This window comes from Citrobacter sp. RHBSTW-00599 (assembly GCF_013784065.1).
Lineage (GTDB): Bacteria > Pseudomonadota > Gammaproteobacteria > Enterobacterales > Enterobacteriaceae > Citrobacter > Citrobacter braakii.
Map to the genome: position 1 here is coordinate 1654106 of NZ_CP056717.1, position 26809 is coordinate 1680914.

The window sequence follows — 26809 nt, forward strand, 5'->3', positions numbered from 1 at the left end:
GGTTTTAGACCGAGCCAACTGGAAGCATGCTGACTATGGCTACGATTCATGTAGACGGCAAAGAATATGAGGTCAACGGAGCGGACAACCTGCTGGAAGCTTGTCTGTCTCTCGGCCTTGATATTCCGTACTTTTGCTGGCACCCGGCGCTGGGAAGCGTCGGTGCTTGCCGCCAGTGTGCGGTGAAGCAATATCAAAACGCGGAAGACACGCGTGGTCGCCTGGTGATGTCTTGTATGACACCGGCCACCGAAGGCACCTTTATTTCAATTGATGACGAAGAAGCGAAGCAGTTTCGCGAAAGCGTAGTGGAGTGGTTGATGACTAACCACCCGCACGACTGTCCGGTCTGTGAAGAGGGCGGTAACTGCCACCTTCAGGATATGACCGTCATGACCGGTCATAGCTTCCGTCGCTACCGCTTCACGAAGCGTACTCACCGCAACCAGGATCTGGGGCCGTTCATCTCTCACGAAATGAACCGCTGCATCGCCTGCTATCGCTGCGTACGTTACTACAAAGATTACGCCGATGGTGCGGATCTGGGCGTCTATGGCGCACATGACAACGTCTACTTTGGTCGTCCGGAAGACGGTACGCTCGAAAGCGAATTCTCCGGTAACCTGGTGGAAATTTGCCCGACCGGCGTCTTCACCGATAAAACGCACTCCGAGCGTTATAACCGTAAATGGGACATGCAGTTTGCGCCGAGCATCTGCCAGCAGTGTTCTATCGGTTGTAACATCAGCCCGGGCGAGCGCTACGGTGAACTGCGTCGTATCGAAAACCGCTACAACGGTACCGTTAACCACTACTTCCTCTGCGACCGTGGTCGTTTTGGCTATGGTTACGTGAACCTGAAAGACCGTCCGCGTCAGCCGGTACAGCGTCGTGGCGATGACCTGATCACGCTGAACGCCGAACAGGCGATGCAGGGCGCGGCAGATATTCTGCGTCAGTCGAAGAAAGTGATTGGTATCGGCTCCCCGCGTGCCAGCGTTGAAAGTAACTTCGCGCTGCGTGAACTGGTCGGTGCGGATAACTTCTATACCGGTATTGCCCAGGGCGAGCAGGAACGTCTGCAACTGGCTCTGAGCGTGCTGCGTGACGGCGGTATTCATACCCCGGCACTGCGCGAAATCGAGTCATTCGATGCGGTTCTGGTCCTGGGCGAAGATGTCACCCAAACCGGCGCGCGCGTTGCGCTGGCAGTGCGTCAGGCGGTGAAAGGTAAAGCGCGTGAAATGGCGGCGGCGCAGAAAGTGGCCGACTGGCAGATTGCGGCAATCCTCAACATTGGCCAGCGCGCCAAGCATCCGCTGTTCGTTACCAACGTCGATAACACCCGTCTGGATGATATCGCGGCATGGACCTACCGTGCGCCGGTTGAAGATCAGGCGCGTTTAGGTTTCGCGATCGCCCATGCGCTGGATAACAACGCACCGGCGGTTGACGGTATCGACCGTGACCTGCAGAACAAAATTGACGTCATCGTTCAGGCTCTGGCCGGGGCGAAGAAACCACTGATTATTTCCGGTACCAACGCCGGTAGCGCCGACGTGATTCAGGCTGCTGCCAACGTGGCGAAGGCGCTGAAAGGCCGTGGCGCAGACGTCGGGATCACCATGATTGCTCGCTCTGTCAACAGTATGGGGCTGGGTATGATTGGCGGTGGTTCCCTCGACGACGCGCTGACCGAACTGGAAACAGGTCGTGCTGACGCCGTTGTGGTGTTGGAAAATGACCTGCATCGCCATGCTTCAGCAACGCGTGTGAACGCCGCGCTGGCGAAAGCGCCGCTGGTACTGGTCGTTGACCATCAGCGCACGGCTATTATGGAAAACGCCCATCTGGTGCTTTCCGCCGCTAGCTTCGCTGAAAGCGATGGTACGGTAATTAACAACGAAGGGCGCGCCCAGCGTTTCTTCCAGGTCTATGACCCATCCTACTACGACAGCAACACCGTAATGCTGGAAAGCTGGCGCTGGCTGCACTCGCTGCACAGTACCGTGCAGAGTCGTGAAGTGGACTGGACGCAGCTCGACCATGTTATCGACGCGGTCGTTGAGAAGTTACCGCAGTTGGCGGGTATTAAAGATGCCGCGCCGGATGCAAGCTTCCGTATCCGTGGACAGAAACTGGCACGTGAACCGCACCGCTACAGTGGCCGTACCGCAATGCGCGCCAACATCAGCGTCCACGAACCGCGTCAGCCGCAGGACAAAGACACCATGTTCGCTTTCTCCATGGAAGGGAACAACCAGCCGTCTGCGCCGCGTTCACAAATTCCGTTTGCCTGGGCTCCGGGCTGGAACTCCCCACAGGCGTGGAACAAGTTCCAGGATGAAGTGGGCGGTAAACTGCGTCATGGCGATCCGGGCGTGCGTCTGATCGAAGCTTCTGCAGATGGTCTGGATTACTTCACAACCGTTCCGGCGAGCTTCCAGGCTCAGGATGGTCAGTGGCGTGTCGCGCCTTACTATCATCTGTTTGGTAGTGACGAAATGTCCCAGCGTGCGCCTGTCTTCCAGACCCGTATGCCGCAACCGTACATCAAACTCAACCCGGCTGATGCCGCGAAGTTGGGTGTGAATGCCGGTACGCGCGTATCTTTTAGCTACGATGGCAACACGGTTACGCTGCCGGTTGAAATCGCTGAAGGATTAACGGCAGGGCAGGTTGGTTTGCCAATGGGTATGCCTGGCATCGCGCCGGTTCTGGCTGGTGCACGTCTTGAGGATCTGCAGGAGGCACAACAATGAGTTGGATTACACCCGATCTGATTGAGATCCTGCTGAGCGTTCTCAAAGCGGTCGTGATTCTGCTGGTGGTGGTCACCTGCGGGGCATTCATGAGCTTTGGCGAACGTCGTCTGCTCGGTCTGTTCCAGAACCGTTACGGACCGAACCGTGTTGGCTGGGGCGGTTCGCTCCAGCTGGTTGCGGACATGATCAAGATGTTCTTTAAAGAAGACTGGATCCCGAAATTCTCGGATCGCGTCATCTTTACCCTGGCACCGATGATCGCCTTCACCTCGCTGCTGCTGGCTTTCGCCATCGTGCCGGTGAGCCCGAACTGGGTGGTTGCTGACCTGAACATCGGGATCCTGTTCTTCCTGATGATGGCAGGCCTCGCGGTATACGCGGTGCTGTTCGCAGGCTGGTCCAGTAACAACAAATACTCGCTGCTCGGTGCGATGCGTGCGTCTGCGCAGACGCTGAGCTACGAAGTATTCCTCGGACTTTCCCTGATGGGCGTGGTGGCGCAGGCCGGTTCATTTAACATGACCGACATCGTCAACAACCAGGCTGATATCTGGAACGTTATTCCGCAGTTCTTTGGTTTTGTCACCTTTGCCATCGCGGGCGTGGCGGTGTGTCACCGTCACCCGTTTGACCAGCCAGAAGCCGAGCAGGAACTGGCCGACGGTTACCACATTGAATACTCCGGTATGAAATTCGGTCTGTTCTTCGTGGGTGAGTACATCGGCATCGTCACCATTTCTGCACTGATGGTTACCCTGTTCTTTGGTGGCTGGCATGGTCCGTTCTTACCGCCATTCGTCTGGTTCGCGCTGAAAACCGCGTTCTTCATGATGATGTTCATTTTGATTCGTGCGTCGTTACCGCGTCCTCGTTATGACCAGGTAATGTCCTTCGGCTGGAAAGTCTGTCTGCCGCTGACGCTCGTCAACTTGCTGGTAACGGCGGCTGTCATTCTCTGGCAGGCGCAATAAGGGACACAAAGACCATGACCTTAAAAGAATTGTTAGTAGGTTTCGGCACCCAGGTACGCAGTATCTGGATGATCGGCCTGCATGCGTTCGCGAAACGCGAAACGCAGATGTACCCGGAAGAGCCGGTCTATCTACCGCCCCGTTTTCGTGGTCGTATCGTTCTGACCCGTGACCCGGACGGCGAAGAGCGCTGCGTTGCCTGTAACCTGTGTGCGGTAGCGTGTCCGGTAGGCTGTATCTCTTTGCAAAAAGCAGAGACCAAAGACGGCCGCTGGTATCCGGAGTTTTTCCGCATTAACTTCTCACGCTGCATTTTCTGCGGCCTGTGCGAAGAAGCCTGTCCGACAACGGCTATTCAGCTGACTCCAGATTTCGAGCTGGGTGAGTACAAGCGCCAGGACCTGGTTTACGAGAAAGAGGATCTGCTGATCTCCGGTCCGGGTAAATACCCGGAATATAACTTCTACCGGATGGCAGGTATGGCAATCGACGGCAAAGATAAGGGCGAAGCAGAGAACGAAGCCAAGCCTATCGACGTCAAGAGCCTGTTACCGTAAGGAGAGGGGCAATGGAGTTCGCTTTTTATATCTGTGGCCTGATAGCCATTCTCGCAACCTTGCGGGTGATCACCCACACCAATCCGGTACACGCACTGCTGTACCTGATTATTTCGCTGCTGGCGATTTCCGGGGTGTTCTTCTCGTTAGGTGCTTACTTCGCGGGGGCGCTGGAAATAATCGTCTACGCGGGCGCCATCATGGTGTTGTTCGTGTTCGTGGTCATGATGCTCAACCTCGGTGGTTCTGAAATTGAACAGGAACGCCAGTGGCTGAAACCGCAGGTGTGGATTGGACCGGCGATTCTGTCGGCCATCATGCTGGCGGTTATTGTTTATGCCATTCTGGGTGTTAACGATCAGGGCATCGACGGGACGCCAATTAGCGCGAAAGCTGTCGGTATTTCCCTGTTCGGACCGTATGTACTGGCGGTCGAGCTGGCTTCGATGCTGCTGCTGGCAGGTCTGGTTGTAGCCTTCCACGTAGGGCGCGAAGAGCGTTCTGGTGAAGTGCTGAGCAATCGCACCGATGACCGCGCGAAAAGAAAAACGGAGGAGCACGCATGATCCCCTTACAACATGGACTGATCCTCGCGGCTGTCTTATTCGTACTGGGCTTAACCGGTCTGGTTATCCGCCGCAATCTGCTGTTTATGCTGATCGGGCTGGAAATCATGATTAACGCCTCCGCGCTGGCCTTCGTGGTCGCCGGAAGCTACTGGGGCCAGACCGATGGTCAGGTGATGTATATTCTCGCCATCAGCCTTGCGGCTGCGGAAGCGAGCATTGGACTTGCGCTGTTGCTGCAACTTCATCGCCGTCGCCAGAACCTGAACATCGATTCAGTAAGTGAGATGCGTGGATGAACATGCTTGCCTTAACCATTATTCTGCCATTTATTGGCTTTGTATTACTGGCGTTCTCTCGTGGTCGTTGGTCAGAAAATCTGTCCGCGACCGTGGGCGTCGGGTCGATTGGCCTGGCGGCGCTGGTGACCGCGTTTGTTGGCGTTGACTTCTTTGCTAATGGTCAACAGGCCTACAGCCAGCCGCTGTGGACGTGGATGTCTGTCGGTGACTTCAATATCGGTTTTAACCTGGTGCTGGACGGCCTGTCGCTGACCATGCTCAGTGTGGTGACCGGTGTGGGTTTCCTGATCCACATGTTCGCCTCCTGGTATATGCGCGGTGAAGAGGGATACTCCCGTTTCTTCGCCTACACCAACCTGTTTATCGCCAGCATGGTGGTTCTGGTACTGGCGGATAACCTGCTGCTGATGTACCTCGGCTGGGAAGGCGTGGGCCTGTGCTCCTATCTGCTGATCGGTTTCTATTACACCGATCCGAAGAATGGCGCTGCGGCAATGAAAGCCTTCGTGGTGACCCGTGTGGGTGACGTGTTCCTCGCCTTCGCATTGTTTATCCTCTACAACGAGCTGGGCACGCTGAACTTCCGCGAAATGGTGGAACTGGCACCTGCTCACTTTGCAGATGGTAACAACATGCTGATGTGGGCAACCCTGATGCTGCTGGGCGGTGCGGTGGGTAAATCCGCGCAGCTGCCGTTGCAGACATGGCTTGCTGACGCGATGGCAGGTCCGACGCCTGTCTCCGCGCTGATCCACGCCGCGACGATGGTTACCGCCGGTGTCTACCTGATTGCACGTACTCACGGCCTGTTCCTGATGACGCCGGAAATCCTGCATCTGGTGGGGATTATCGGGGCTATCACTCTGGTACTGGCTGGTTTCGCCGCGCTGGTACAGACCGACATCAAACGCGTTCTCGCATACTCCACCATGAGCCAGATTGGTTATATGTTCCTGGCTCTCGGGGTTCAGGCGTGGGACGCGGCGATTTTCCACCTGATGACGCACGCCTTCTTTAAAGCGCTGCTGTTCCTGGCATCCGGCTCGGTTATCCTGGCCTGTCACCACGAACAGAACATCTTCAAGATGGGCGGTCTGCGTAAGTCTATTCCGCTGGTGTATCTCTGCTTCCTGATCGGTGGCGCGGCGCTGTCGGCTCTGCCGCTGATTACCGCAGGCTTCTTCAGTAAGGATGAGATTCTGGCCGGTGCGATGGCGAACGGTCATATTAATCTGATGGTTGCAGGTCTGGTCGGTGCGTTCATGACCTCTCTGTACACCTTCCGTATGATTTTCATCGTGTTCCACGGTAAAGAGCAAATTCACGCTCACGCAGGGAAGGGGATTACACATCATCTGCCGCTGATTGTGCTGATGATCCTGTCCACCTTCGTTGGCGCACTGATTGTGCCACCGCTGCAGGGTGTACTGCCTGCGACGACCGAGCTTGAGCATGGTCGCGTGATGACCCTGGAAATTACCTCCGGTATCGTCGCGATTGCAGGCATTCTGATCGCTGCATGGCTGTGGCTGGGTAAACGTACTCTGGTGACGTCGATTGCCAACAGTGCGCCAGGCCGTCTGCTGGGTACCTGGTGGTATAACGCCTGGGGCTTCGACTGGCTGTACGACAAAGTGTTCGTCAAGCCGTTCCTGGGCGTTGCATGGCTGCTGAAACGCGATCCGCTGAACGCAATGATGAACATTCCGGCGATCCTTTCCCGCTTTGCAGGTAAAGGCCTGTTGTTAAGCGAGAACGGTTATCTGCGTTGGTATGTAGCATCAATGAGCATCGGTGCCGTCGTTGTGCTGGCTCTGTTGATGGTACTGCGTTGATCGTAAAGTGAATTTTATCCAAATTCGTTGAAAATCAGGCCTCTATTAGGGGCCTTAAAAAGGAATAAAAATCGCCATGTTACTACCCTGGCTAATATTGATTCCCTTTATCGGTGGCTTCCTGTGCTGGCAGACCGAACGCTTTGGCGTGAAGGTGCCGCGTTGGATCGCGCTGATTACCATGGGACTGACGCTGGCGCTTGGCCTGCAACTTTGGTTGCAGGGCGGCTATTCACTGACGCAATCCACTGGCATTCCGCAGTGGCAGTCTGAGTTTGTCCTGCCGTGGATCCCACGCTTTGGCATCTCGATTCATCTTGCTATCGACGGTCTGTCGCTGCTGATGGTGGTGCTGACCGGCCTGCTCGGTGTTCTGGCGGTACTTTGCTCCTGGAATGAAATCGAAAAATACCAGGGCTTTTTCCACCTGAACCTGATGTGGATCTTAGGCGGCGTAATCGGCGTGTTCCTTGCCATCGACATGTTCCTGTTCTTCTTCTTCTGGGAAATGATGCTGGTGCCGATGTACTTCCTGATCGCGCTATGGGGGCATAAAGCCTCTGACGGTAAAACGCGTATCACGGCAGCAACCAAGTTCTTCATTTATACCCAGGCGAGTGGTCTGGTGATGTTGATTGCCATCCTGGCGCTGGTGTTTGTGCACTACAAAGCGACCGGCGTGTGGACTTTCAACTATGAAGAATTGCTGAATACTCCGATGTCCCACGGCGTGGAATACCTGCTGATGCTGGGCTTCTTCATCGCTTTCGCGGTGAAAATGCCGGTGGTTCCGCTGCACGGCTGGTTGCCGGATGCTCACTCCCAGGCACCGACCGCAGGTTCCGTTGACCTGGCTGGTATCTTGCTGAAAACCGCAGCCTACGGTCTGCTGCGCTTCTCCCTGCCGCTGTTCCCGAATGCGTCAGCGGAGTTTGCACCTATCGCAATGTGGCTTGGCGTCATCGGCATCTTCTACGGCGCGTGGATGGCCTTTAATCAGTACGACATCAAACGTCTGATTGCTTACACCTCCGTATCCCACATGGGCTTCGTACTGATTGCTATCTACACCGGCAGCCAGCTGGCATACCAGGGTGCGGTGATTCAGATGATCGCGCACGGCCTGTCCGCAGCCGGTCTGTTCATCCTGTGTGGTCAGCTGTACGAACGTCTGCACACGCGTGATATGCGTATGATGGGCGGCCTGTGGGGCAAAATGAAATGGTTGCCTGCACTGTCAATGTTCTTTGCAGTGTGTACGCTGGGTATGCCGGGTACAGGTAACTTCGTTGGCGAATTTATGATTCTGTTCGGCAGCTACCAGGTGGTTCCGGTTATTACCGTGATCTCGACATTTGGTCTGGTGTTTGCTTCTGTTTACTCGCTGGCGATGCTGCATCGCGCTTACTTTGGTAAGGCGAAGAGCCAGATTGCCAGTGTTGAACTGCCAGGGATGTCGCTGCGTGAGCTGTTTATCATCCTGTTGCTGGTCGTGCTTCTGGTACTGCTTGGCTTCTATCCGCAGCCGATTCTGGATACCTCGCATTCTGCGATGAGCAACATCCAGCAGTGGTTTGTTAATTCCGTTACTACTACAAGGCCGTAAATCGCCATGACAATAACTCCACAACACCTGATTGCGCTGCTACCGCTGCTGATCGTCGGCTTGACGGTGGTGGTTGTGATGCTCTCCATTGCGTGGCGACGCAATCACTTCCTCAATGCCACGCTGTCGGTCATTGGGCTTAACGCCGCACTGGTTTCGCTCTGGTTTGTTGGCCAGGCGGGCGCTATGGACGTCACCCCGCTGATGCGGGTTGACGGTTTCGCCATGCTCTACACCGGGCTGGTGCTGCTGGCGAGTCTTGCCACCTGTACCTTCGCTTACCCGTGGCTGGAAGGCTACGACGACAACCGGGAAGAGTTCTATCTGCTGGTGCTGATTGCCGCGCTCGGCGGTATTCTGCTGGCTAACGCTAACCATCTGGCGGCGCTGTTCCTTGGTATTGAGCTTATCTCTCTGCCGCTGTTTGGTCTGGTTGGCTATGCGTTCCGTCAGAAACGTTCGCTGGAAGCCAGTATCAAATACACCATTCTGTCTGCCGCAGCGTCTTCCTTCCTGCTGTTTGGTATGGCGCTGGTGTACGCGCAGTCTGGCAACCTGTCGTTTGTCGCGCTCGGTAAGAGCCTCGGCGACGGTATGCTGCAAGAACCGCTGCTGCTGGCGGGCTTCGGTCTGATGATTGTTGGCCTCGGCTTTAAACTCTCACTGGTTCCATTCCACCTGTGGACGCCAGACGTATACCAGGGCGCTCCGGCTCCGGTTTCCACCTTCCTGGCGACGGCGAGCAAAATCGCTATCTTCGGCGTGGTGATGCGTCTGTTCCTGTACGCACCGGTAGGTGATAGCGAAGCGGTACGTATCGTGCTGGGTGTGATTGCCTTTGCTTCTATTATCTTCGGTAACCTGATGGCGCTGAGCCAGACCAACATCAAACGTCTGCTTGGTTACTCTTCTATCTCTCACCTCGGTTACCTGCTGGTGGCGCTGATTGCCCTGCAGAGCGGCGAGATGTCGATGGAAGCGGTTGGCGTTTACCTGGCCGGTTATCTGTTCAGCAGCCTCGGCGCATTCGGTGTGGTCAGCCTGATGTCCAGCCCGTACCGCGGTCCGGATGCAGACTCTCTGTTCTCCTACCGTGGTCTGTTCTGGCATCGTCCGATCCTCGCGGCGGTGATGACGGTGATGATGCTGTCTCTGGCGGGTATTCCGATGACGCTGGGCTTTATCGGTAAGTTCTACGTACTGGCGGTGGGTGTGCAGGCTAATCTGTGGTGGTTGGTTGCCGCCGTGGTGGTGGGTTCCGCGATTGGTTTGTACTACTACCTGCGCGTTGCCGTGAGCCTGTACCTGAGCGCACCGCAGCAGCTGAATCGCGATGCGCCGTCCAACTGGCAGTACAGCGCGGGCGGTATTGTGGTGCTGATTTCTGCCCTGCTGGTACTGGTGCTGGGTATCTACCCGCAACCGTTGATCAGCATCGTGCAGTTAGCGGCTCCGCTGATGTAATTCATCATGCTGTGATCGAAAAAGAGTCTGGACAATGTCCAGACTCTTTTTTTTACCTGTCTATACTCGTCATACTTCAAGTTGCTGGGGCGTCAGGCCGAAAGTTGACGGCTCACCAGCGGGCCGCTGATGCCTTTCGCTGTGCGATCCATCACTTCCTGAATTACTGAAGACAGCTCATTGACTTCGAATTTGGCCACGTAACCATCTGCTTTCACTCGGCGTACGTGATCTTCATTGGCGCTACCGGAAAGTGAGGAGTGGATAACGACCGGGATCTTCTTCAGGCGTTCGTCGGTTTTTATCTTACGGGTAAGCGTAAAACCGTCCATCTCCGGCATTTCCAGATCGGTGAGCACCAGCGCAATCTTCTCGCTGATTGGTTTACCTTCCGCTTCTGCTTCTTCAGATAGCTGTTGTATCTTTTCCCACGCATCCTGGCCCGTCACATGCATCAAGTGTGGGATCTCCATGGCGTTAAGCCCTTTTTCCAGCATCGCGCGAGCCACTTTGGAATCATCAGCCACAATCGCCACCGCACCCGGCGTAATGTTGAACTTATTGGTTTTCAGCTCTGTTGCGCGCAGGTCGTGGTTCGACGGTACGATGTCGTACAGGATCTGTTCGACATCGAGCACCAGCGCCAGATTGTTAGTCTCTTTGTTGTCGTCCAGACAGGCGATACTGGTAATGTAGCGACCATTGACGGCTTTCTCGGCGGTATGCACCTGTTGCCAGTCCAGACGCATAATGTTTTCTACCGACTCCACCGCAAACGCCTGAACGCTGCGGGCATATTCCGTGATCAACAGGATGTTGAGTCCGGTCTCTGGCTTACAGCCCGCGACGGCAGGCAGATCAATCACCGGGATCACCTGATCGCGAATGTTAACCATACCCAGCAACGGGGCTTTCATACCTGCGGGACGCGTAAAGGTCGGCATCGGTACGATTTCACGCAGTTTGAATACGTTGATGCCAAACAGTTCTGATTTCTGCTCCTCGACGGATTTGCCAAGGCGAAACAGCAGCAGTTCAAAACGGTTAGACAGGGTTAGGTTTGTCCTGTCATCAATATCTTTCTGGAAATTGTTCATCCTGTCCTCAGTGTGAAAGCCAGCCTTTCCACTGTTATCGGCACTGAGGCGGAAAAATGGAGCATTAAACGGTGAAAATGGCGAAATCGTGAGCCAGTTCAGTGTCTGGAAATATTGCTTTGCACTCTTCGAGTAACCGCTGACAGCCTTTTTCATCGTAGCGTGAACTAACGTGGGTCATGATCAGGCGTCCCACTCCGGCCTCAAGCGCCAAATGGGCGGCTTGTCGGGTCGAGCTGTGACCGCGGCTGTTGGCTTTTTCCTCCATTGAGGAGTCCAGTGTGGTTTCATGTACCATCACATCCACACCGCGTGCCAGTTCAATGGCGGACGCGCAAGGTCCTGTGTCGCCGAAAATAGCCACAGATTTTCCTCTGGTGGCAGGGGCGAGAAAATCGGCACCGTTAATCGCTCGACCATCCTCCAGCACGATGGTTTTCCCGGCTTTCAAATCCTGGAACCACGGGCCCGCTTTAACACCAGCCGCCTTCAAGGCGCTGGCGTCAAGTGCCCCCGGTTTGTCGTGTTCTTCAACACGAAAACCGTAGCACTCCAGCGGATGCTCCAGCGGGTACGCCGTTACTTTACGCAGGCCGTCATCAACAATTTCACCCGCGGTGATTTCGACAATATCCAGCGGATAATCGGTCCAGGAGCCGCTCAAACGCAAAGCCGTTTCGGTAAACTCTCGCAATCCCTTTGGTCCGTAAAGCGTCAGTGGCTGGACGTTCCCGGCCATTGAGCGACTGCACAGCAGCCCCGGTAAACCAAACAGGTGATCGCCGTGTAGATGGCTGATAAAAATACGTTCGAGTTTTCCTGGGTTAAATGGCGTGGTCAGCATCTGATGCTGCGTTCCTTCACCACAATCGAAAAGCCACAGCCCCGCCTGAGTCGGGTGTTGCAGATTCAGTAAAATTGCCGTTACATTGCGTGAGCGCGTGGGGACTCCCGCAGACGTGCCTAAAAATAGTAATTCCATCTTCGCGTTACACTTTTCGCCATCAATAAGGCAGGGTGTTCAGGTTATCACAACAAAGGGGCAGACTATGATTCACTGGCAAGATCTCCACCATGCAAAGCTCAATACACAGCAGCTGTACGCCATTCTTGAGCTTCGCTGTGCGGTATTTGTTGTTGAGCAACGGTGTCCGTATCAGGATGTGGATGGTGATGACCTGAGTGGTGAAAATCGGCACATTCTGGGTTGGCATAACGATGAACTGGTGGCGTATGCGAGGATTCTGAAAAGCGATGATGAGCTTGAGCCGGTCGTCATTGGGCGGGTGATCGTAAGCGAAGCGCTGCGGGGTGAAAAATTGGGGCAACAGCTAATGACTCAGACGCTGGCCTCCTGTACGCAGCATTGGCCGCACAAGGCGCTGTATCTGGGGGCGCAGGCACATTTGCAATCATTCTATGCGCGCTTTGGCTTTGTGCCGGTCACGGATATCTATGACGAAGACGGTATTCCACACGTCGGAATGGCGCGGGAAGCACATCAGGCGTAAACAGGCGCAAACACGCCTGATTGTCTATAGTTAGCGGGTACGTCAATAGAAAGGGAGAATAAAATGTCTTTTCATTCTTATGAATCACGTATCGATGACGATCTGGAATTATTGAGTGAAACGCTGGAGGAGGTGCTGCGTTCTTCCGGCGATCCAGCCGATCAAAAATACCTTGAGTTAAAAGCGCGGGCAGAGCGGGCGTTAGAAGAGGTGAGAAATCGTGTCAGCCACGCCTCTGACAGCTACTATTACCGCGCAAAGAAAGCCGTTTGCCGGGCGGATGATTATGTGCATGAAAAACCCTGGCGCGGAATCGGCGTTGGCGCCACGGTCGGTTTAGTGATGGGATTATTGTTAGCACGGCGATAAATTCCATTCCGTCAGCGCATTTGTACGTACTCCCTAACTGGGGGTACTGCTTTTTCTGCTCAGTACCCCGTATAATGTGAGGTTTTTAACAGGGAGAGGTCCGCGTGCATTCAATCACTACTGCGCTGGAAAGTCTGATGCGTCATTTGTCGCAAGAGATACCAGCAGCACCTGGAATTCGTATTTACGATATCCCTTTCCCACTGAATGATGCGTTTGACGCTTTAGGATGGCTGGCCAGTCAACCTGTCTGGCCCCAGTTTTACTGGCAACAGCGTAATGGCGATGAAGAAGCCGCCGTACTGGGCGCTGTTGCTACATTTTCCTCGCTCGAATTAGCCCAGCATTTTTTACACCAGCATGATGATAATCCTGACCTGCGTATCTGGGGCCTGAATGCCTTTGAGCCTCAGCGCGGCCATTTGTTATTGCCACGGCTGGAGTGGCGACGTTGCGCCGGGGTGGCGAGCTTACGCTTACATCTCTTTAGCGACGTGTCGCTGCGTGAAGACGCCGCGCAGGCGCTGGCGTTTATCTCATCGCTCGCTAACGTAAAGCCGCTGCCCGCATTGCGTCTGCGTTTGACGGGAGAACAGAACTGGCCGGATAAAACTGGCTGGACAGACCTGATAAAACTCGCCACGCAAACGATCAATGGGGAACAACTCGATAAGGTCGTGCTGGCGCGGGCGACCGATTTACAGTTTTCTCAGTCGGTTAACGCCGCGGCCGTGATGGCTTCCAGTCGTCGTCTAAACCTGAACTGCTACCATTTCTTTATGGCGTTCTCCGCAAAGTGTGCGTTTCTTGGTTCTTCCCCTGAACGTCTGTATCGGCGGCGTGACACGGCGCTGCGCACCGAGGCGCTGGCGGGAACCGTTGCCAACCACCCTGAGGATCATCGGGCCTGGCAGTTGGGGGAATGGCTAATGAAAGATGATAAAAACCAGCGCGAGAATATGCTGGTGGTCGAAGATATTTGCCAGCGTCTGCAAGGCTGTACGCAAACTCTTGATGTGCTGCCGCCGCAGGTGCTCAGACTGCGCAAAGTGCAGCACCTGCGCCGCTGTATCTGGACGGAACTGAATCAGGCTGATGATACGCTTTGTCTGATGCAACTCCAGCCCACGGCGGCAGTCGCAGGTATTCCGCGTGAGCTGGCGCGTGAATTTATCCAACAAAATGAACCGTTTGAACGCGAATGGTATGCCGGTTCTGCGGGTTACCTTTCTCTGCGCCAAAGCGAGTTTTGCGTGTCATTACGGTCGGCGAAAATTAGTGAAAATGTGATACGCCTGTATGCCGGGGCAGGGATCGTGCGTGGTTCAGATCCTGAACAGGAATGGCAAGAAATAGACAATAAAGCGGCAGGACTGCGCACTTTATTACAGATGGAAGGGTAATGAGTTGTATATTACCGACTCATATCAAAAATCCATTTATTCGATTCTTTATACTGTGTCGCAATATTGATACCGGACAATCTCATGTCAGTAAGCGCATTTAACCGACGCTGGGCGGCGGTCATTCTGGAAGCACTCACTCGCCACGGCGTCAGGCATGTCTGCATTGCCCCTGGCTCTCGTTCTACACCGTTGACTCTGGCGGCTGCGGAAAACCCGGCTTTTATTCACCATACTCATTTTGATGAGCGTGGCCTTGGGCATCTGGCCTTAGGTCTGGCAAAAGTCAGCCGGCAGCCTGTCGCTGTGATTGTGACGTCCGGTACGGCGGTGGCAAATTTGTATCCCGCGTTGATTGAAGCGGGCCTGACCGGTGAAAAGCTGATTCTACTCACGGCTGACAGACCTCCTGAGCTTATCGACTGCGGCGCTAACCAGGCGATTCGTCAGGCCGGAATGTTTGCCTCGCATCCATCGCAAACGCTCTCTTTACCGCGCCCGACCCAGAACATTCCGGCTAGTTGGCTGGTATCCACCATTGATAACGCCTTAGCTGCGCTGCATAGCGGGGCGGTTCATATCAATTGCCCATTTGCGGAACCGCTGTATGGCGACATGGACGAAACGGGGATTGACTGGCAGCAGCGCCTTGGCGACTGGTGGCAGGATGATAAACCCTGGCTGCGTGAGTCGCGTCGACTGGAAAGCGACAAACAGCGTGACTGGTTTTTCTGGCGACAAAAACGCGGCGTTGTTGTTGCAGGCCGCATGAGCGCGGAAGAGGGCAAAAAGGTTGCGCAGTGGGCGCAGATGCTAGGCTGGCCGCTGATTGGCGATGTTCTGTCGCAAACTGGACAACCTTTGCCGTGCGCCGACCTGTGGCTGGGAAATGCGAAAGCGGTCACTGAATTACAGCAGGCGCAGATTGTGGTGCAGCTTGGCAGTAGCCTGACCGGAAAACGGCTCCTGCAATGGCAGGCCAGCTGTGATCCGCAGGAATACTGGATTGTCGATAATATCGAAGGCCGCCTCGATCCGGCTCACCATCGTGGGCGCAGACTGGTAGCGACGGTTGGCGACTGGCTGGAGTTGCATCCGGCGGAGAAACGTCAGCCCTGGTGCGTGGAGATCCCACGCCTGGCGCAACTGGCCTGGCAGGCGGTAGAAGCCCGTCGCGACGCGTTTGGTGAAGCGCAATTAGCCCACCGTATCCGCGAATACTTACCGGAGCAGGGGCAACTGTTCGTGGGCAACAGTCTGGTGGTGCGCCTGATTGATGCGCTGTCGCAGCTTCCGGCGGGTTACCCGGTCTATAGCAACCGTGGCGCGAGCGGCATTGACGGCCTGCTGTCAACGGCAGCAGGCGTACAGCGCGCCAGCGCGAAATCGACGCTGGCTATCGTCGGCGATTTATCTGCGCTGTATGACCTCAATGCGCTGGCGTTATTGCGCCAGGTTTCCGCGCCGTTTGTCCTGATAGTGGTCAATAATAACGGCGGGCAAATTTTTTCCCTGTTGCCGACGCCAGCAAGCGAACGCGAACGGTTCTACCTGATGCCGCAGAACGTGCATTTTGAGCATGCTGCCGCCATGTTTAACCTTAAATACCAGCGCCCGGAAAACTGGGAGCAACTGGAGCGCGCGCTGACTAACGCCTGGCGTACTCCGGCGGCAACGGTGATTGAGCTGGTGGTAAACGAAACTGATGGGGCGCAAACCCTGCAGCAACTGCTGGCGCAGGTAAGCCATCTATGATCCTGCACGCGCAGGCGAAAGTGGGCCAGACGGGATTTCCCTGGCTGGTTTTCCTGCACGGTTTTTCCGGTGATTGTCGGGAATGGCAGACGGTTGGCGAAGCGTTTAAGAATTATTCGCGGCTGTATATCGACCTGCCGGGACACGGTGGCTCCGCTGACATCAGCGTGAGCGGATTCGACGACGTAAGCGCTTTGCTGCGTAACACGCTGATTAGTTACAACATACTTAAATACTGGTTGGTAGGTTACTCTCTTGGCGGCAGAGTCGCGATGATGGCGGCTTGTCAGGAGATGCCAGGACTGTGCGGTCTGGTGGTTGAAGGTGGACATCCAGGCTTGCAAAGTGAGGAGGCGCGCGTTCAGCGTCACCTCTCTGATGGTCGCTGGGCTGCGCGTTTTCGCGCTGAGCCGTTGTGCGAGGTGTTTATTGACTGGTATCAACAGCCAGTGTTTTCCTCGCTGAATGCGGCGCAAAGAGAAGCGCTGGTCGCACTGCGTAGCCAGAATAACGGGCATACGCTGGCAGCGATGCTGGAGGCCACCTCGCTAGCCGTACAACCTGATTTACGTGCGCAACTCACTGCGCGCACATTTCCGTTTTATTATTTATGTGGTGAACGTGACGATAAATTCCGCGCTCTGGCGGCGGAAATATCCGTACCAAGCCATGTGATTCGTAATGCCGGACACAACGCGCATCGGGACAATCCCGCTGGCGTGGTGGACTGTCTGGCTCAGATTCTGCATCGCTGACTATAGGACATTTTATGATCTATCCTGATGAAACAATGCTTTACGCACCGGTAGAATGGCACGATTGCTCTGAAGGCTACACCGACATTCTCTACGAGAAATCCACCGACGGTATCGCAAAGATCACCATTAATCGTCCGCAGGTACGCAATGCCTTCCGTCCGGTCACCGTGAAAGAGATGATCCAGGCGCTGGCGGATGCTCGCTATGATGACAACATTGGCGTGATTATTCTGACCGGTGCTGGCGACAAAGCGTTCTGCGCAGGTGGCGATCAGAAAGTGCGCGGTGACTACGGCGGATACCAGGATGATTCCGGTGTGCATCACCTGAACGTACTGGACTTCCAGCGCCAGATTCGTACCTGTCCGAAGCCGGTAGTGGCGATGGTTGCAGGCTTTTCCATCGGCGGCGGCCATGTGCTGCACATGATGTGTGACCTGACCATTGCGGCTGAAAACGCCATCTTCGGCCAGACCGGTCCGAAAGTCGGTTCCTTCGATGGCGGTTGGGGTGCCTCTTACATGGCGCGTATTGTCGGTCAGAAAAAAGCGCGTGAAATCTGGTTCCTGTGCCGTCAGTACGATGCGAAGCAAGCGCTGGATATGGGCCTGGTAAACACCGTGGTTCCGCTGGTCGATCTGGAAAAAGAGACCGTACGCTGGTGTCGTGAAATGCTGCAAAACAGCCCGATGGCGTTGCGCTGCCTGAAAGCTGCACTGAACGCCGACTGCGATGGTCAGGCTGGTCTGCAAGAGCTGGCGGGTAACGCCACCATGCTGTTCTACATGACGGAAGAAGGTCAGGAAGGCCGTAACGCCTTTAACCAGAAACGTCAGCCGGATTTCAGCAAATTTAAACGGAATCCGTAATGCGTAGCGCGCAGGTATACCGCTGGCAGATCCCCATGGACGCGGGGGTGATTCTGCGCGACAGGCGGTTAAAAACGCGTGACGGGCTGTACGTTCGCCTTTGTGACGGCGAGCGCGAAGGGTGGGGAGAGATCTCCCCGCTGCCGGGCTTCAGTCAGGAGAGCTGGGAAGAGGCGCAAACCGAGCTGCTGGCCTGGGTCAACGGCTGGCTACAGGGGGATTCTTCCTTACCGCAGCTTCCTTCGGTCGCCTTTGGCGCAAGCTGTGCGCTGGCCGAACTGGCTGGCGTATTGCCAGAGGACGCAGACTACCGTGCAGCGCCGCTGTGTACGGGCGATCCTGATGATCTGGTACTGCAACTGGCGGACATGCCGGGTGAAAAAGTAGCGAAGATCAAGGTCGGACTGTATGAAGCGGTTCGTGACGGTATGGTCGCCAACCTGCTGCTTGAGGCTATCCCGGAGCTGCATTTGCGACTTGACGCCAACCGAGCCTGGACGCCGTTGAAAGCCCAGCAGTTCGCGAAGTACGTTAATCCAGAGCACCGCGGGCGCATCGCTTTTCTCGAAGAGCCATGCAAAACTCGCGATGACTCTCGTGCTTTTGCGCGTGAAACCGGCATTGCCATTGCCTGGGATGAAAGCCTGCGTGAAGCGGATTTCATCTTCGAAGCCGAAGAGGGCGTCAAGGCAGTGGTTATCAAACCTACGCTGACGGGCAGTCTCGATAAAGTGCGCGAACAGGTGGCAGCGGCGCATGCGCTTGGTCTCACCGCTGTTATTAGTTCGTCGATCGAGTCGAGCCTGGGCTTAACCCAACTGGCGCGAATTGCCGCCTGGCTGACGCCGCAGACCATTCCGGGGCTGGATACCCTGAGCCTGATGCAGTGCCAGCAGGTACGCACCTGGCCGGGTAGCGCATTGCCGTGTATCGATGTTGATGCGCTGGAACGCCTGCTATGACCCAGCGGGAAATGCCCGATAGCGTAAGCATATCGGGCCTGGTACAACCCGATGACTGGCCGTGGCGTCACTGGCGACAGGTTCGTGCAGAGGTGCCTGCTCTACGCCTCAACGATGAAGTATTAAGCTGGAGCGAGCTCTGCACGCGCGTTGACCATCTGGCCAGCGGTTTTGCCGCTCAGGGCGTGGAAGAGGGCGATGGCGTCCTGCTTCGCGCCTGGAATCATCCGCGTGCTTTGCTGGCCTGGCTGGCATTGTTGCAATGTGGGGCGCGGGTTTTACCTGTGAACCCACAGCTGCCTCAATCGCTGCTTGACGCGCTGGTCCCGGGCTTAACGCTGCGTTTTGCACTGGATCTTGAGGCAGCTAATGTTCTCACGGGACTCCATCCGTTGCAGATGCAGGCAGTGCCAGGCAAGCATGCCGCCGCGTGGTTACCCCAGCGGTTGAGCACGATGACGTTAACCTCAGGTTCTACCGGATTGCCAAAGGCAGCGGTGCATACCTGTCAGGCTCATCTGGCAAGCGCGCAGGGCGTGTTGTCATTAATGCCGTTTGACGCTGAAGATGACTGGCTGCTCTCGCTGCCGCTGTTTCATGTTTCCGGCCAGGGTATTTTGTGGCGTTGGTTGTTTGCCGGGGCACGAATGACCGTGCGCGACAAGCAACCATTGGAGCAAATGCTGGCTGGATGCACTCATGCTTCGCTGGTGCCCACGCAGCTGTGGCGCCTGCTGGTCAACAAAACGGCGGTAACGCTCAAAGCAGTGCTCCTGGGTGGCGCGGCAATTCCTGTTGAATTGACGGAACAGGCGCGCGAGCAAAGGATTCGCTGCTGGTGCGGTTACGGTTTAACGGAGTTTGCTTCTACGGTCTGTGCGAAAGAAGCGGATGGCCTGGCGGATGTGGGGTCGCCCCTGGCAGGCAGAGAAGTCAGAATCGTTGATGGTGAAGTCTGGCTGCGTGCCGCCAGCATGGCACAAGGTTACTGGCGTAACGGGCAGCTGATTCCTTTAGTAAATGCGGAAGGCTGGTTTGCCACCCGCGATCGCGGGGTGTTGAAGGACGGCAAGTTAACTATTGTCGGTCGGATGGACAATCTGTTCTTTAGCGGCGGGGAAGGCATACAGCCGGAAGAGGTGGAACGCGTGATTGCTGCGCATCCGCATGTTCTGCAAGCTTTCATTGTGCCGATAGAAGACAAAGAGTTTGGTCATCGCCCGGTGGCGGTCGTTGAGTATGACACCAATGCGGGTGACACAAATCTGGCAGAGTGGGTGAAAGATAAGCTGGCCCGCTTTCAGCAACCGGTATGCTGGCTGACATTGCCACCTGAACTAAAATCCGGAGGGATTAAAATTTCTCGTCGTGCGCTGTCAGATTGGGTAAGTGCTTCATTGTTAAAATTAAGCAAACAGTAATTACATTTCTCACTTTCGCCATTGAGTCGCTATTGTCATTTTGTTTATCTGCTAAAGTGTAACCTGTTGTGAAATTTTTTAACAAAAGGTGCGCTATGGAATGGCATGTGAAGAAGTCTTGCTGTCACAAAAAAGCAGGCAGGCTCTATATCGTACTTTGTGATAGCGGCGGTTCGCTAAAGATGCTGGCTGAGGCGCAATCTTCCGAGTGGGTTAAGCCCGGAGACCTCCTTTCACCGCTGAAAGATGCACTGTATTGCATTAATCGCGATACCTCACGGTTAATCAAAATAGTTGATGCCAGACAGTACATGTGCGACGAATGGGAACGCCTGTTACGACTGTCTGAAGATAAATAATCTCAGGGTTGGCGCTGGTGTGAAGGTAAAAAAATCGTCAGTAGCCCTGCCATGATGCACAGCACTCCGGCGAGCGCTTTTGCTGAAAATATTCCCTGCCAGCCGGGCAGGATCATTGATGCAACCCACACCAGTACATAGCTCAGGCTGAGCAGGGCATACGCTTTGCTCAGTGCGAGCTGGTGCAGCGCTTTATGCCAGCAAATCACCGACAGTAAATACCCTGCCAGTCCGGCATACAGAGCAAACGCGCCAACGCTAAGAGAGAATACGGCAGAAATGAATTGCTGCGGCTGCAGCATTGGCGGCAGATTATCCATCGCAAAGCCGAGACTCAACTGGGCGGCTGAAGTGATAATAACGCTGCATAATCCCCAAAAGATGCCCATTACACCGCACTCCCAAGAATAAAGATGCCGGTGATGATTAACCCCACTCCCAGCCAGTGGCGCGGGGTGACGGGTTCGCGCCAGATTTTCCAGGCAGCCAGAGTCACCCATACAAAATTAAGACTCAGCATGGGGTAGGCGATGCCGACCGGAATGTTCTGCAGCACCGCCAGCCATAGCAGCATGGCCAGACCGAGACTTGCCAGAGCAAGCCCAATCCATAGCGTAATGTGGCGCTTTCGCGCTCGAACGGGAACGGGTCGCGACGCCTGCTTCTGACATAACTGACCGCAGACGCTGAGCAGGCTGGCGAGAACTAAGGCTATCCAGATCATTTCGGCCGATACTGAATCAGGACCAGACGCCCCTGATTATCGATATAGTCAGCGGGAGGGATAGCAAGTCGATTAATATCTTCATCCTTATCGACTGAAAGCACGAGCGTAATGTTTCCTTGCTGACGATGTTGCGCTAACCACTCGGCAAAGTTCCCCCGACCGACAAAACGCCCCTGGGCATCCGGGTAGTTAAGGCCATATTTTAACTCGCCCGTTTGTCCGTACATTATGATGTCGTCACGCTTCAGGCTCCAGGCCAGCCCCGCGGCGACGCCAACGCTGTCGGTGAGAATATAACGGCTCGACTCCAGCGACTCTTTGGTCATCTCGACAAAAAATTGTGGCTGTTTAGATTCCATCACCCGGTCAGGAATGGAGAAGCCAAACAACAGTGCCAGGCCTAATGGACACAACGCTGCGAACGTCCAGTTCTTCTCGCGGTTATTTAGCGTATACCAGCCAAAGAGCGTCCAGATGATAAAAATGCCCCACGCACAAAACACCTTATACGTTTCGATATGCGACCAGACCGGCGTCTTTAATGGACCCAGTGTAGAAACAATAAACGTGGCGACAATGCCGGTTACACCGAACAGAACGTTGATCCAGCCATTCACGCGCAGCGCGGTTGCGCCTTTTTGCGCGGCCTGCAGGCCGAAACGCGCCGTCAATATTGCCAGCGGCGCGAAGCAGGAAAGAATATAGGTCGGCAGTTTTCCTTTCGCGATGCTGAAAAACAGGATTGGCATGATAATCCAGCTCAGCAGGTACAGTGCGCTGCGCGGAACATCCCGTTCACGCCAGCCCGTACGCAGCGCGCCGGGGAGCAGCCCGAGCCACGGTAATGCGCCTGCCACCAATACCGGAATGTAGTACCAGACGGGGGCCTTATGTTGGGCATCCTCCTGCGCGAAGCGTTGAATATGCTCAACCCAGAAGAAGTAATACCAGAAATCCGGCTCACGCCGGGCAATCGCTATTCCCCAAGGCAGCACAGTCACGATGCAACCGACTACTGCCAGCAGACCGTAGATAATGAGATCTTTCCAGCGCTTTTGTACGAAAACCCACGGCAGTACGCTGAGCACAGGAATGGCGAGTGCCAGGAAACCCTTGGTCATCACGCCCATGCCGCAGGTTAACCCTAACAGCAGAAAGGCGGTAATTTTGCGCATTCTGCTGGTGGCTTGCATCCCCTCCCAAAAGCAGCACATGCCCGCCATTAGCCAGAGCGCAACGATGGGATCAAGTACCGCGTAGGTGCCGATGCTGTAAACCGAAAAAAACGTTAAAAAGATAACCGAAGAGAGTACAGCGGTGCGCTTATCCCGCCACAACCGCATGGCAAGCCAGGCTACCATTAGCGCCGTCAGCAAAGTGGCAAAGATGGCTCCTGCTCTGACGCCGAAATTATTGGCGCCAAACAGCCATTGCCCGATGCTGTTTAACCAGTATCCGGCAATCGGTTTTTCAAAATACCGCAGCCCTAAAAAGTGCGGAACGATCCCATCGCCAGAGGTCAGCATTTCCCGACTGATTTCGGCATAGCGCGTTTCATCAGGTTGCCACAGCAGGCGACTGTTGATGGGGAGAATAAAATACAGCGCAATAAAAGCGATAAATGCCAGGGTGTAGCGGACAGTAAGTTTCATCTTGTCACACTCACTGGTTGTTGGCGGCCGACCCATCCCTCTCTGCCGGGTATTTTGCCACGCACGATCTGCCCTGTTGGCAGCGAACTGACATCGTCCGGTAACAGGTCGCCGAGTGGGCAAAATGTTATCCCCATGTCTGCGGCGCGAGTAAGCAGCTCGTCAAAATTCTGTTGAAAGGCGATGCCTTCAACTTCCGCATGAATGGTATACACCGGTGTTCCTCTGCTCATCTGGATGTGGGAGAGAATGTAAGCGTTGAAGTCCACCGCCTGGACTTCCTGACCAACCACTTCATCCCAGGTGGGTAGCGTGACGGGAATTTGTGGCGTACCTGTTTTCCCGGATGTCAGCACCGGACGGAATAACGACGTTCCCCGACAGTCGCTGTTATAACGCAGATGGAACGTTTCTTTGGCGTGGACGACGCGATCGTCGGCACGCCATCCGGCAACGGCAGAACAAGTGACGGGTTGTCCGATAAGAGTTTCAAGGGCCGTGATGCCTCGTGAAATATCATCAATCAGCTGTTTATCATTCCAGTTTCCGCTTCGCGCCTGCCAGGCATGGTGATCCCAGGCATGCAGACCGGTTTCATGAAGCAGGGCGGTTTGCGCAATGATCGCCGCGTTGGCCTGGCCGATCTCTTTTCCCGGCCAGGCGGTTCCCGCCAGCAATATATCCCATCCGTAAAGTGATGCGGCGTTTGAGCGCAGCATCTTCCACAGAAATTGTGGTTTCACAAGACGCCAGAGGTGGCGTCCCATGTTGTCCGGTCCAACGCTAAAGAAAAAACTTGCCCGCACGTTATGTCGGTTCAATGTCTCCAGCAGGCGGGGTACGCCTTCGCGCGTCCCCCTGAAAGTATCGACATCTATGCGCAAGCCGACTTGGGTCATGATGTGTGTTCCGTGATATTCACACTGCGTAAGAAGAAGTCCAGCGTCTCTTCTACCGTTTCCTGCATCTCAATGGTGGGCTCCCAGTTCAGGCAGCGTTTCGCATTGCGGATGTTGGGCTTACGATGTTCAACGTCTTGATAACCTTTACCATAGTAGCTGCTGCTTTCGACGTCACGGAAACCGGCAAACGGCGGGAAGTGGTTACGCAATGGATGTTTTTCAAAGCAGGTAAGCAGCATTTCTGCCAGTTCCTGAATACTCGCTTCGTTCTGCGGATTACCGATGTTGATAATCTCACCGTCGCAGCGTCCGCCTTCGTTTTCAATAATGCGATACAGGGCTTCGATACCATCCCGAATGTCGGTAAAGCAGCGTTTTTGCTTGCCGCCTTCAATCAGCTTAATCGGTGAACCCTCCACCAGATTGAGGATCAGTTGGGTAATGGCGCGTGAGCTGCCGATACGCGCGGCGTTTAGGCTGTCCAGACGCGGCCCCATCCAGTTAAACGGGCGGAACAGGGTGAAGCGCAATCCCTCTTTTTCGCCGTACGCCCAGATTACGCGGTCCAACAACTGCTTGGAAACGGAGTAGATCCAGCGTGGTTTATTCACCGGACCGACGATCAGATTCGAGCTGTCCTCATCGAAGACTTTGTCGGTACACATGCCGTAGACTTCGGACGTTGACGGGAAAATGATGCGCTTACGGTATTTCACGCAGTAGCGAATGATTTTCAGGTTCTCTTCAAAATCGAGCTCAAATACGCGCAGCGGGTTGCGGGTATATTCGATTGGCGTTGCGATCGCCACCAGCGGCAGCACGACGTCGCATTTTTTAACATGGTATTCAATCCATTCGGAGTGAATGCTGATGTCGCCTTCGACGAAGTGGAATCGCGGATGCTGCAGAAAACGTCCAATGGCGTCACTGCCAATATCGAGCCCATACACTTCGTAATGATCTTCTTGCAGCAGGCGTTCGGTCAGATGGTTACCAATGAAGCCATTGACGCCGAGGATCAGCACGCGTGTACGACGTTTAGTGGTGGTAACTGATTGACTGTTCAGGCGGGAGCCTGGAACCAGGCCCAGAACCTGCGCCAGTTGCGACCCTTGCATTGCAATACCATCGCCAGCTTGTCCGGTAATAATTTCCAGGGCGCCATCGCCACAGGCGATCAGCAAAGGAGAAACGGAGATGACGGTACCCGGTTGGGCCGCTGAGTTATTTACGCAAACGCGCGATGACCAGACGGTGAACTTTTGTGTGCCGACATAGCTATATGCGCCCGGCCACGGTTCGCTGACGGCGCGGACCTGGTTATGCAACTCCGCGGCAGGTGTGTTCCAGTCGAGGAAGCTATCTTCCGGTGTACGGCGACCAAAACAGGTAGCATCTGCTTCCTGTTGGGGGCGTTCTGCATAATCCCCGGTTTTAATCGCGGGCAGTGCCTGTTCCAGCAGGTGACGCGCAGCCTGGCACAATTTATGGTGCAGCGTTAACGCCACGTCATCCGGCGAAATAGCGACGCGCTGCTGGGCAATAATGGCGCCAGCATCCGCGCGTTTGACCATGCGGTGAAGCGTGACGCCGGTTTCGGTTTCGCCATTGACCAATACCCAGTTCAGCGGCGCGCGACCACGGTATTTCGGCAGCAACGAACCGTGCAGATTAAAAGCCCCCGCAGGCGCAAGACTGAGGATCTCATCACTCAGTAAATGACGATAGTAGAACGAGAAGATAACATCCGGTGCCAGTTGGCTAATGCGTTCAATCCACAAGGGATGATTGACCTCGTCCGGGGCGTAAACCGGAATTCCGGCGCTGGCGGCAAGGCGGGAAACCGATCCAAAAAATGCTTTTTCGCCCGGATTATCGGTGTGCGTGAAAATGGCAGCGATTTCATAACCTGCATCCAACAAAGCCTGGACACCCTGACATCCCATATCGTGATAGGCAAATACGATGGCTTTCATGCGCGGTTTTCCTCGGTTGACTGTGTGGTTTGTGGGCGGATAACGTGTTGAACAAAATAGCGGGGGCGGGCGCGGACATCGTTATAGATGCGACCGATATATTCGCCGAGTAAACCCATGCCAATAAACTGTGCGCCGATAAAGGTAAACAGGACGGCAAACAGCATGAATACCCCTTCCGCGGCCCACTGTGGACCGAGCGTCAGACGCAGAACCACAAGCAGGATAGACAAGGTAAAGCCAGTGGCGGCGATTACGCTGCCCAACAGGCTCAACATACGAAGTGGCGTTGTGGTCAGACAGGTCACCAGGTCATACATCAGGTTGATCAGACGCATAAAGCTGTATTTGGAGTCACCAAATTCACGCTCTGCATGGTGTACCGGGATTTCCGTAGCACGCCGGGCAAAAATGTTGGCCAGAATCGGGATAAAGGTGCTGCGCTCCTGGCAATGCAGCATGGCATCGACGATATGGCGGCGATAAGCGCGTAACATGCAACCGTAGTCGCCCATCGCTTTACCGGTGGTGCGCTGAATCAGATGGTTAATCATTCGCGATGCGGTCTTACGAAATACGCTGTCCTGACGGTTCTGACGTACCGTGCCGACCACATCGAAGCCTTCATCTGCGGTGGCGACCAGCCGTGGGATCTCCTCCGGCGGGTTTTGCAAATCGGCATCCAGTGTGATGATCACGTCGCCGGTGACATGACTGAAACCGGCCATAATCGCCGAGTGTTGCCCGTAATTGCGATTCAATAAAATAGAAACAATATGGCTGTTCGGTGCCTGGGAAGCGTCCATCATCAGCTGTGCGGAATGGTCGCTGCTGCCGTCATCAATTAGCAGAATTTCATAGTCTTTGCCCAATTTTTCGCAGGCAGCGCTGGTACGTCTGATTAACTCTGGCAAGCTTTCCTGTTCATTAAAAACGGGAATGACCACAGAGACTTTTTTGATCGGTGCTGCTTCAAACATGG

Annotated in this window: 25 protein-coding genes; 17 read left to right on the top strand and 8 right to left on the bottom strand. The window is 55.0% G+C overall.

Going from position 1 to position 26809, the window contains the following annotated elements:
* Positions 1-35: 35 nt before the first annotated feature.
* The 8 genes from nuoG to nuoN all read left to right on the top strand — a co-directional run bounded on the left by nuoG (position 36) and on the right by nuoN (position 10066).
* The gene (gene nuoG / locus HV243_RS07975; protein ID WP_131351081.1) at positions 36-2762 is read left to right on the top strand and encodes an NADH-quinone oxidoreductase subunit NuoG; all 2727 of its coding nucleotides are present in this window, start codon (positions 36-38) and stop codon (positions 2760-2762) included.
* On the top strand, positions 2759-3736 hold the full coding sequence (nuoH, locus tag HV243_RS07980) for an NADH-quinone oxidoreductase subunit NuoH (RefSeq protein WP_016153834.1): 978 nt from the start codon (positions 2759-2761) through the stop codon (positions 3734-3736). The genes nuoG and nuoH overlap by 4 nt, the downstream gene beginning before the upstream one ends.
* Positions 3737-3750: 14 nt before the next feature.
* Complete coding sequence (gene nuoI / locus HV243_RS07985; RefSeq protein ID WP_005129470.1) at positions 3751-4293, top strand: NADH-quinone oxidoreductase subunit NuoI; 543 nt, start codon at positions 3751-3753, stop codon at positions 4291-4293.
* Positions 4294-4304: 11 nt separating this feature from the next.
* The gene (gene nuoJ, locus HV243_RS07990) at positions 4305-4859 is read left to right on the top strand and encodes an NADH-quinone oxidoreductase subunit J (protein WP_016153833.1); all 555 of its coding nucleotides are present in this window, start codon (positions 4305-4307) and stop codon (positions 4857-4859) included.
* Positions 4856-5158, top strand: a complete 303-nt coding sequence (gene nuoK / locus HV243_RS07995; RefSeq protein ID WP_006683663.1) for an NADH-quinone oxidoreductase subunit NuoK — start codon at positions 4856-4858, stop codon at positions 5156-5158. Before nuoJ ends, nuoK begins: the two co-directional genes overlap by 4 nt.
* The gene (gene nuoL / locus HV243_RS08000) at positions 5155-6996 is read left to right on the top strand and encodes an NADH-quinone oxidoreductase subunit L (RefSeq protein ID WP_016153832.1); all 1842 of its coding nucleotides are present in this window, start codon (positions 5155-5157) and stop codon (positions 6994-6996) included. The genes nuoK and nuoL overlap by 4 nt, the downstream gene beginning before the upstream one ends.
* Before the next feature lie 76 nt (positions 6997-7072).
* Positions 7073-8602 (top strand): NADH-quinone oxidoreductase subunit M, encoded by a 1530-nt coding sequence (nuoM, locus tag HV243_RS08005; protein ID WP_016153831.1) that lies wholly within the window; start codon positions 7073-7075, stop codon positions 8600-8602.
* A gap of 6 nt (positions 8603-8608) precedes the next feature.
* Positions 8609-10066 (top strand): NADH-quinone oxidoreductase subunit NuoN, encoded by a 1458-nt coding sequence (gene nuoN, locus HV243_RS08010; protein WP_016153830.1) that lies wholly within the window; start codon positions 8609-8611, stop codon positions 10064-10066.
* Positions 10067-10158: 92 nt separating this feature from the next.
* Here nuoN and HV243_RS08015 read toward each other — a convergent pair whose 3' ends face one another.
* Positions 10159-11163 (bottom strand): chemotaxis protein, encoded by a 1005-nt coding sequence (locus tag HV243_RS08015; RefSeq protein WP_016157041.1) that lies wholly within the window; start codon positions 11161-11163, stop codon positions 10159-10161.
* A 64-nt stretch (positions 11164-11227) separates the two neighbouring features.
* Positions 11228-12145: a ribonuclease BN gene (gene rbn / locus HV243_RS08020; RefSeq protein WP_053389244.1), complete on the bottom strand. Its 918-nt coding sequence runs from the start codon at positions 12143-12145 to the stop codon at positions 11228-11230.
* Between the two features lie 67 nt (positions 12146-12212).
* Between rbn and HV243_RS08025 the strand changes: the two genes are divergently transcribed.
* From HV243_RS08025 to pmrD, 9 genes are all read left to right on the top strand, one after another.
* Complete coding sequence (locus HV243_RS08025; RefSeq protein ID WP_016153827.1) at positions 12213-12674, top strand: GNAT family N-acetyltransferase; 462 nt, start codon at positions 12213-12215, stop codon at positions 12672-12674.
* A 63-nt stretch (positions 12675-12737) separates the two neighbouring features.
* Positions 12738-13043 (top strand): stress response protein ElaB, encoded by a 306-nt coding sequence (gene elaB, locus HV243_RS08030; RefSeq protein WP_003027683.1) that lies wholly within the window; start codon positions 12738-12740, stop codon positions 13041-13043.
* A gap of 104 nt (positions 13044-13147) precedes the next feature.
* Complete coding sequence (menF, locus tag HV243_RS08035) at positions 13148-14446, top strand: isochorismate synthase MenF (protein WP_053389243.1); 1299 nt, start codon at positions 13148-13150, stop codon at positions 14444-14446.
* A gap of 84 nt (positions 14447-14530) precedes the next feature.
* Positions 14531-16201 carry a 2-succinyl-5-enolpyruvyl-6-hydroxy-3-cyclohexene-1-carboxylic-acid synthase gene (gene menD, locus HV243_RS08040; RefSeq protein ID WP_019077287.1) on the top strand — a complete coding sequence of 557 codons (1671 nt, stop codon included), beginning with the start codon at positions 14531-14533 and terminating at the stop codon, positions 16199-16201.
* Positions 16198-16956: a 2-succinyl-6-hydroxy-2,4-cyclohexadiene-1-carboxylate synthase gene (menH, locus tag HV243_RS08045; protein ID WP_053389242.1), complete on the top strand. Its 759-nt coding sequence runs from the start codon at positions 16198-16200 to the stop codon at positions 16954-16956. The genes menD and menH overlap by 4 nt, the downstream gene beginning before the upstream one ends.
* 14 nt (positions 16957-16970) lie before the next feature.
* Positions 16971-17828 carry a 1,4-dihydroxy-2-naphthoyl-CoA synthase gene (gene menB, locus HV243_RS08050; protein ID WP_053389241.1) on the top strand — a complete coding sequence of 286 codons (858 nt, stop codon included), beginning with the start codon at positions 16971-16973 and terminating at the stop codon, positions 17826-17828.
* A complete protein-coding gene (menC, locus tag HV243_RS08055) occupies positions 17828-18790 on the top strand; it encodes an o-succinylbenzoate synthase (RefSeq protein ID WP_053389240.1) in 963 nt (320 codons plus the stop codon). Before menB ends, menC begins: the two co-directional genes overlap by 1 nt.
* The gene (menE, locus tag HV243_RS08060; RefSeq protein WP_046275932.1) at positions 18787-20211 is read left to right on the top strand and encodes an o-succinylbenzoate--CoA ligase; all 1425 of its coding nucleotides are present in this window, start codon (positions 18787-18789) and stop codon (positions 20209-20211) included. Before menC ends, menE begins: the two co-directional genes overlap by 4 nt.
* A 95-nt stretch (positions 20212-20306) precedes the next feature.
* Positions 20307-20570, top strand: coding sequence for a signal transduction protein PmrD (pmrD, locus tag HV243_RS08065; protein ID WP_016153821.1), 264 nt, complete (start codon positions 20307-20309; stop codon positions 20568-20570).
* 2 nt (positions 20571-20572) lie between these two features.
* On the opposite strand, the gene arnF is transcribed toward pmrD, so the two are convergent.
* From arnF to arnC, 6 genes are read right to left on the bottom strand one after another with little or no spacing between them, the layout of a single operon-like run.
* On the bottom strand, positions 20573-20959 hold the full coding sequence (arnF, locus tag HV243_RS08070) for a 4-amino-4-deoxy-L-arabinose-phosphoundecaprenol flippase subunit ArnF (RefSeq protein ID WP_016153820.1): 387 nt from the start codon (positions 20957-20959) through the stop codon (positions 20573-20575).
* Positions 20959-21294 (bottom strand): 4-amino-4-deoxy-L-arabinose-phosphoundecaprenol flippase subunit ArnE, encoded by a 336-nt coding sequence (gene arnE / locus HV243_RS08075; protein ID WP_016153819.1) that lies wholly within the window; start codon positions 21292-21294, stop codon positions 20959-20961. Before arnE ends, arnF begins: the two co-directional genes overlap by 1 nt.
* Positions 21291-22949: a lipid IV(A) 4-amino-4-deoxy-L-arabinosyltransferase gene (arnT, locus tag HV243_RS08080; protein WP_053389239.1), complete on the bottom strand. Its 1659-nt coding sequence runs from the start codon at positions 22947-22949 to the stop codon at positions 21291-21293. The genes arnE and arnT overlap by 4 nt, the downstream gene beginning before the upstream one ends.
* The gene (gene arnD, locus HV243_RS08085) at positions 22946-23848 is read right to left on the bottom strand and encodes a 4-deoxy-4-formamido-L-arabinose-phosphoundecaprenol deformylase (RefSeq protein ID WP_019077280.1); all 903 of its coding nucleotides are present in this window, start codon (positions 23846-23848) and stop codon (positions 22946-22948) included. The genes arnT and arnD overlap by 4 nt, the downstream gene beginning before the upstream one ends.
* Positions 23845-25827: a bifunctional UDP-4-amino-4-deoxy-L-arabinose formyltransferase/UDP-glucuronic acid oxidase ArnA gene (arnA, locus tag HV243_RS08090; protein WP_053389238.1), complete on the bottom strand. Its 1983-nt coding sequence runs from the start codon at positions 25825-25827 to the stop codon at positions 23845-23847. The genes arnD and arnA overlap by 4 nt, the downstream gene beginning before the upstream one ends.
* Entirely contained in the window at positions 25824-26807 is a 984-nt protein-coding gene (gene arnC, locus HV243_RS08095) for an undecaprenyl-phosphate 4-deoxy-4-formamido-L-arabinose transferase (protein ID WP_047359215.1), read from the bottom strand. Before arnC ends, arnA begins: the two co-directional genes overlap by 4 nt.
* Positions 26808-26809: the final 2 nt, after the last annotated feature.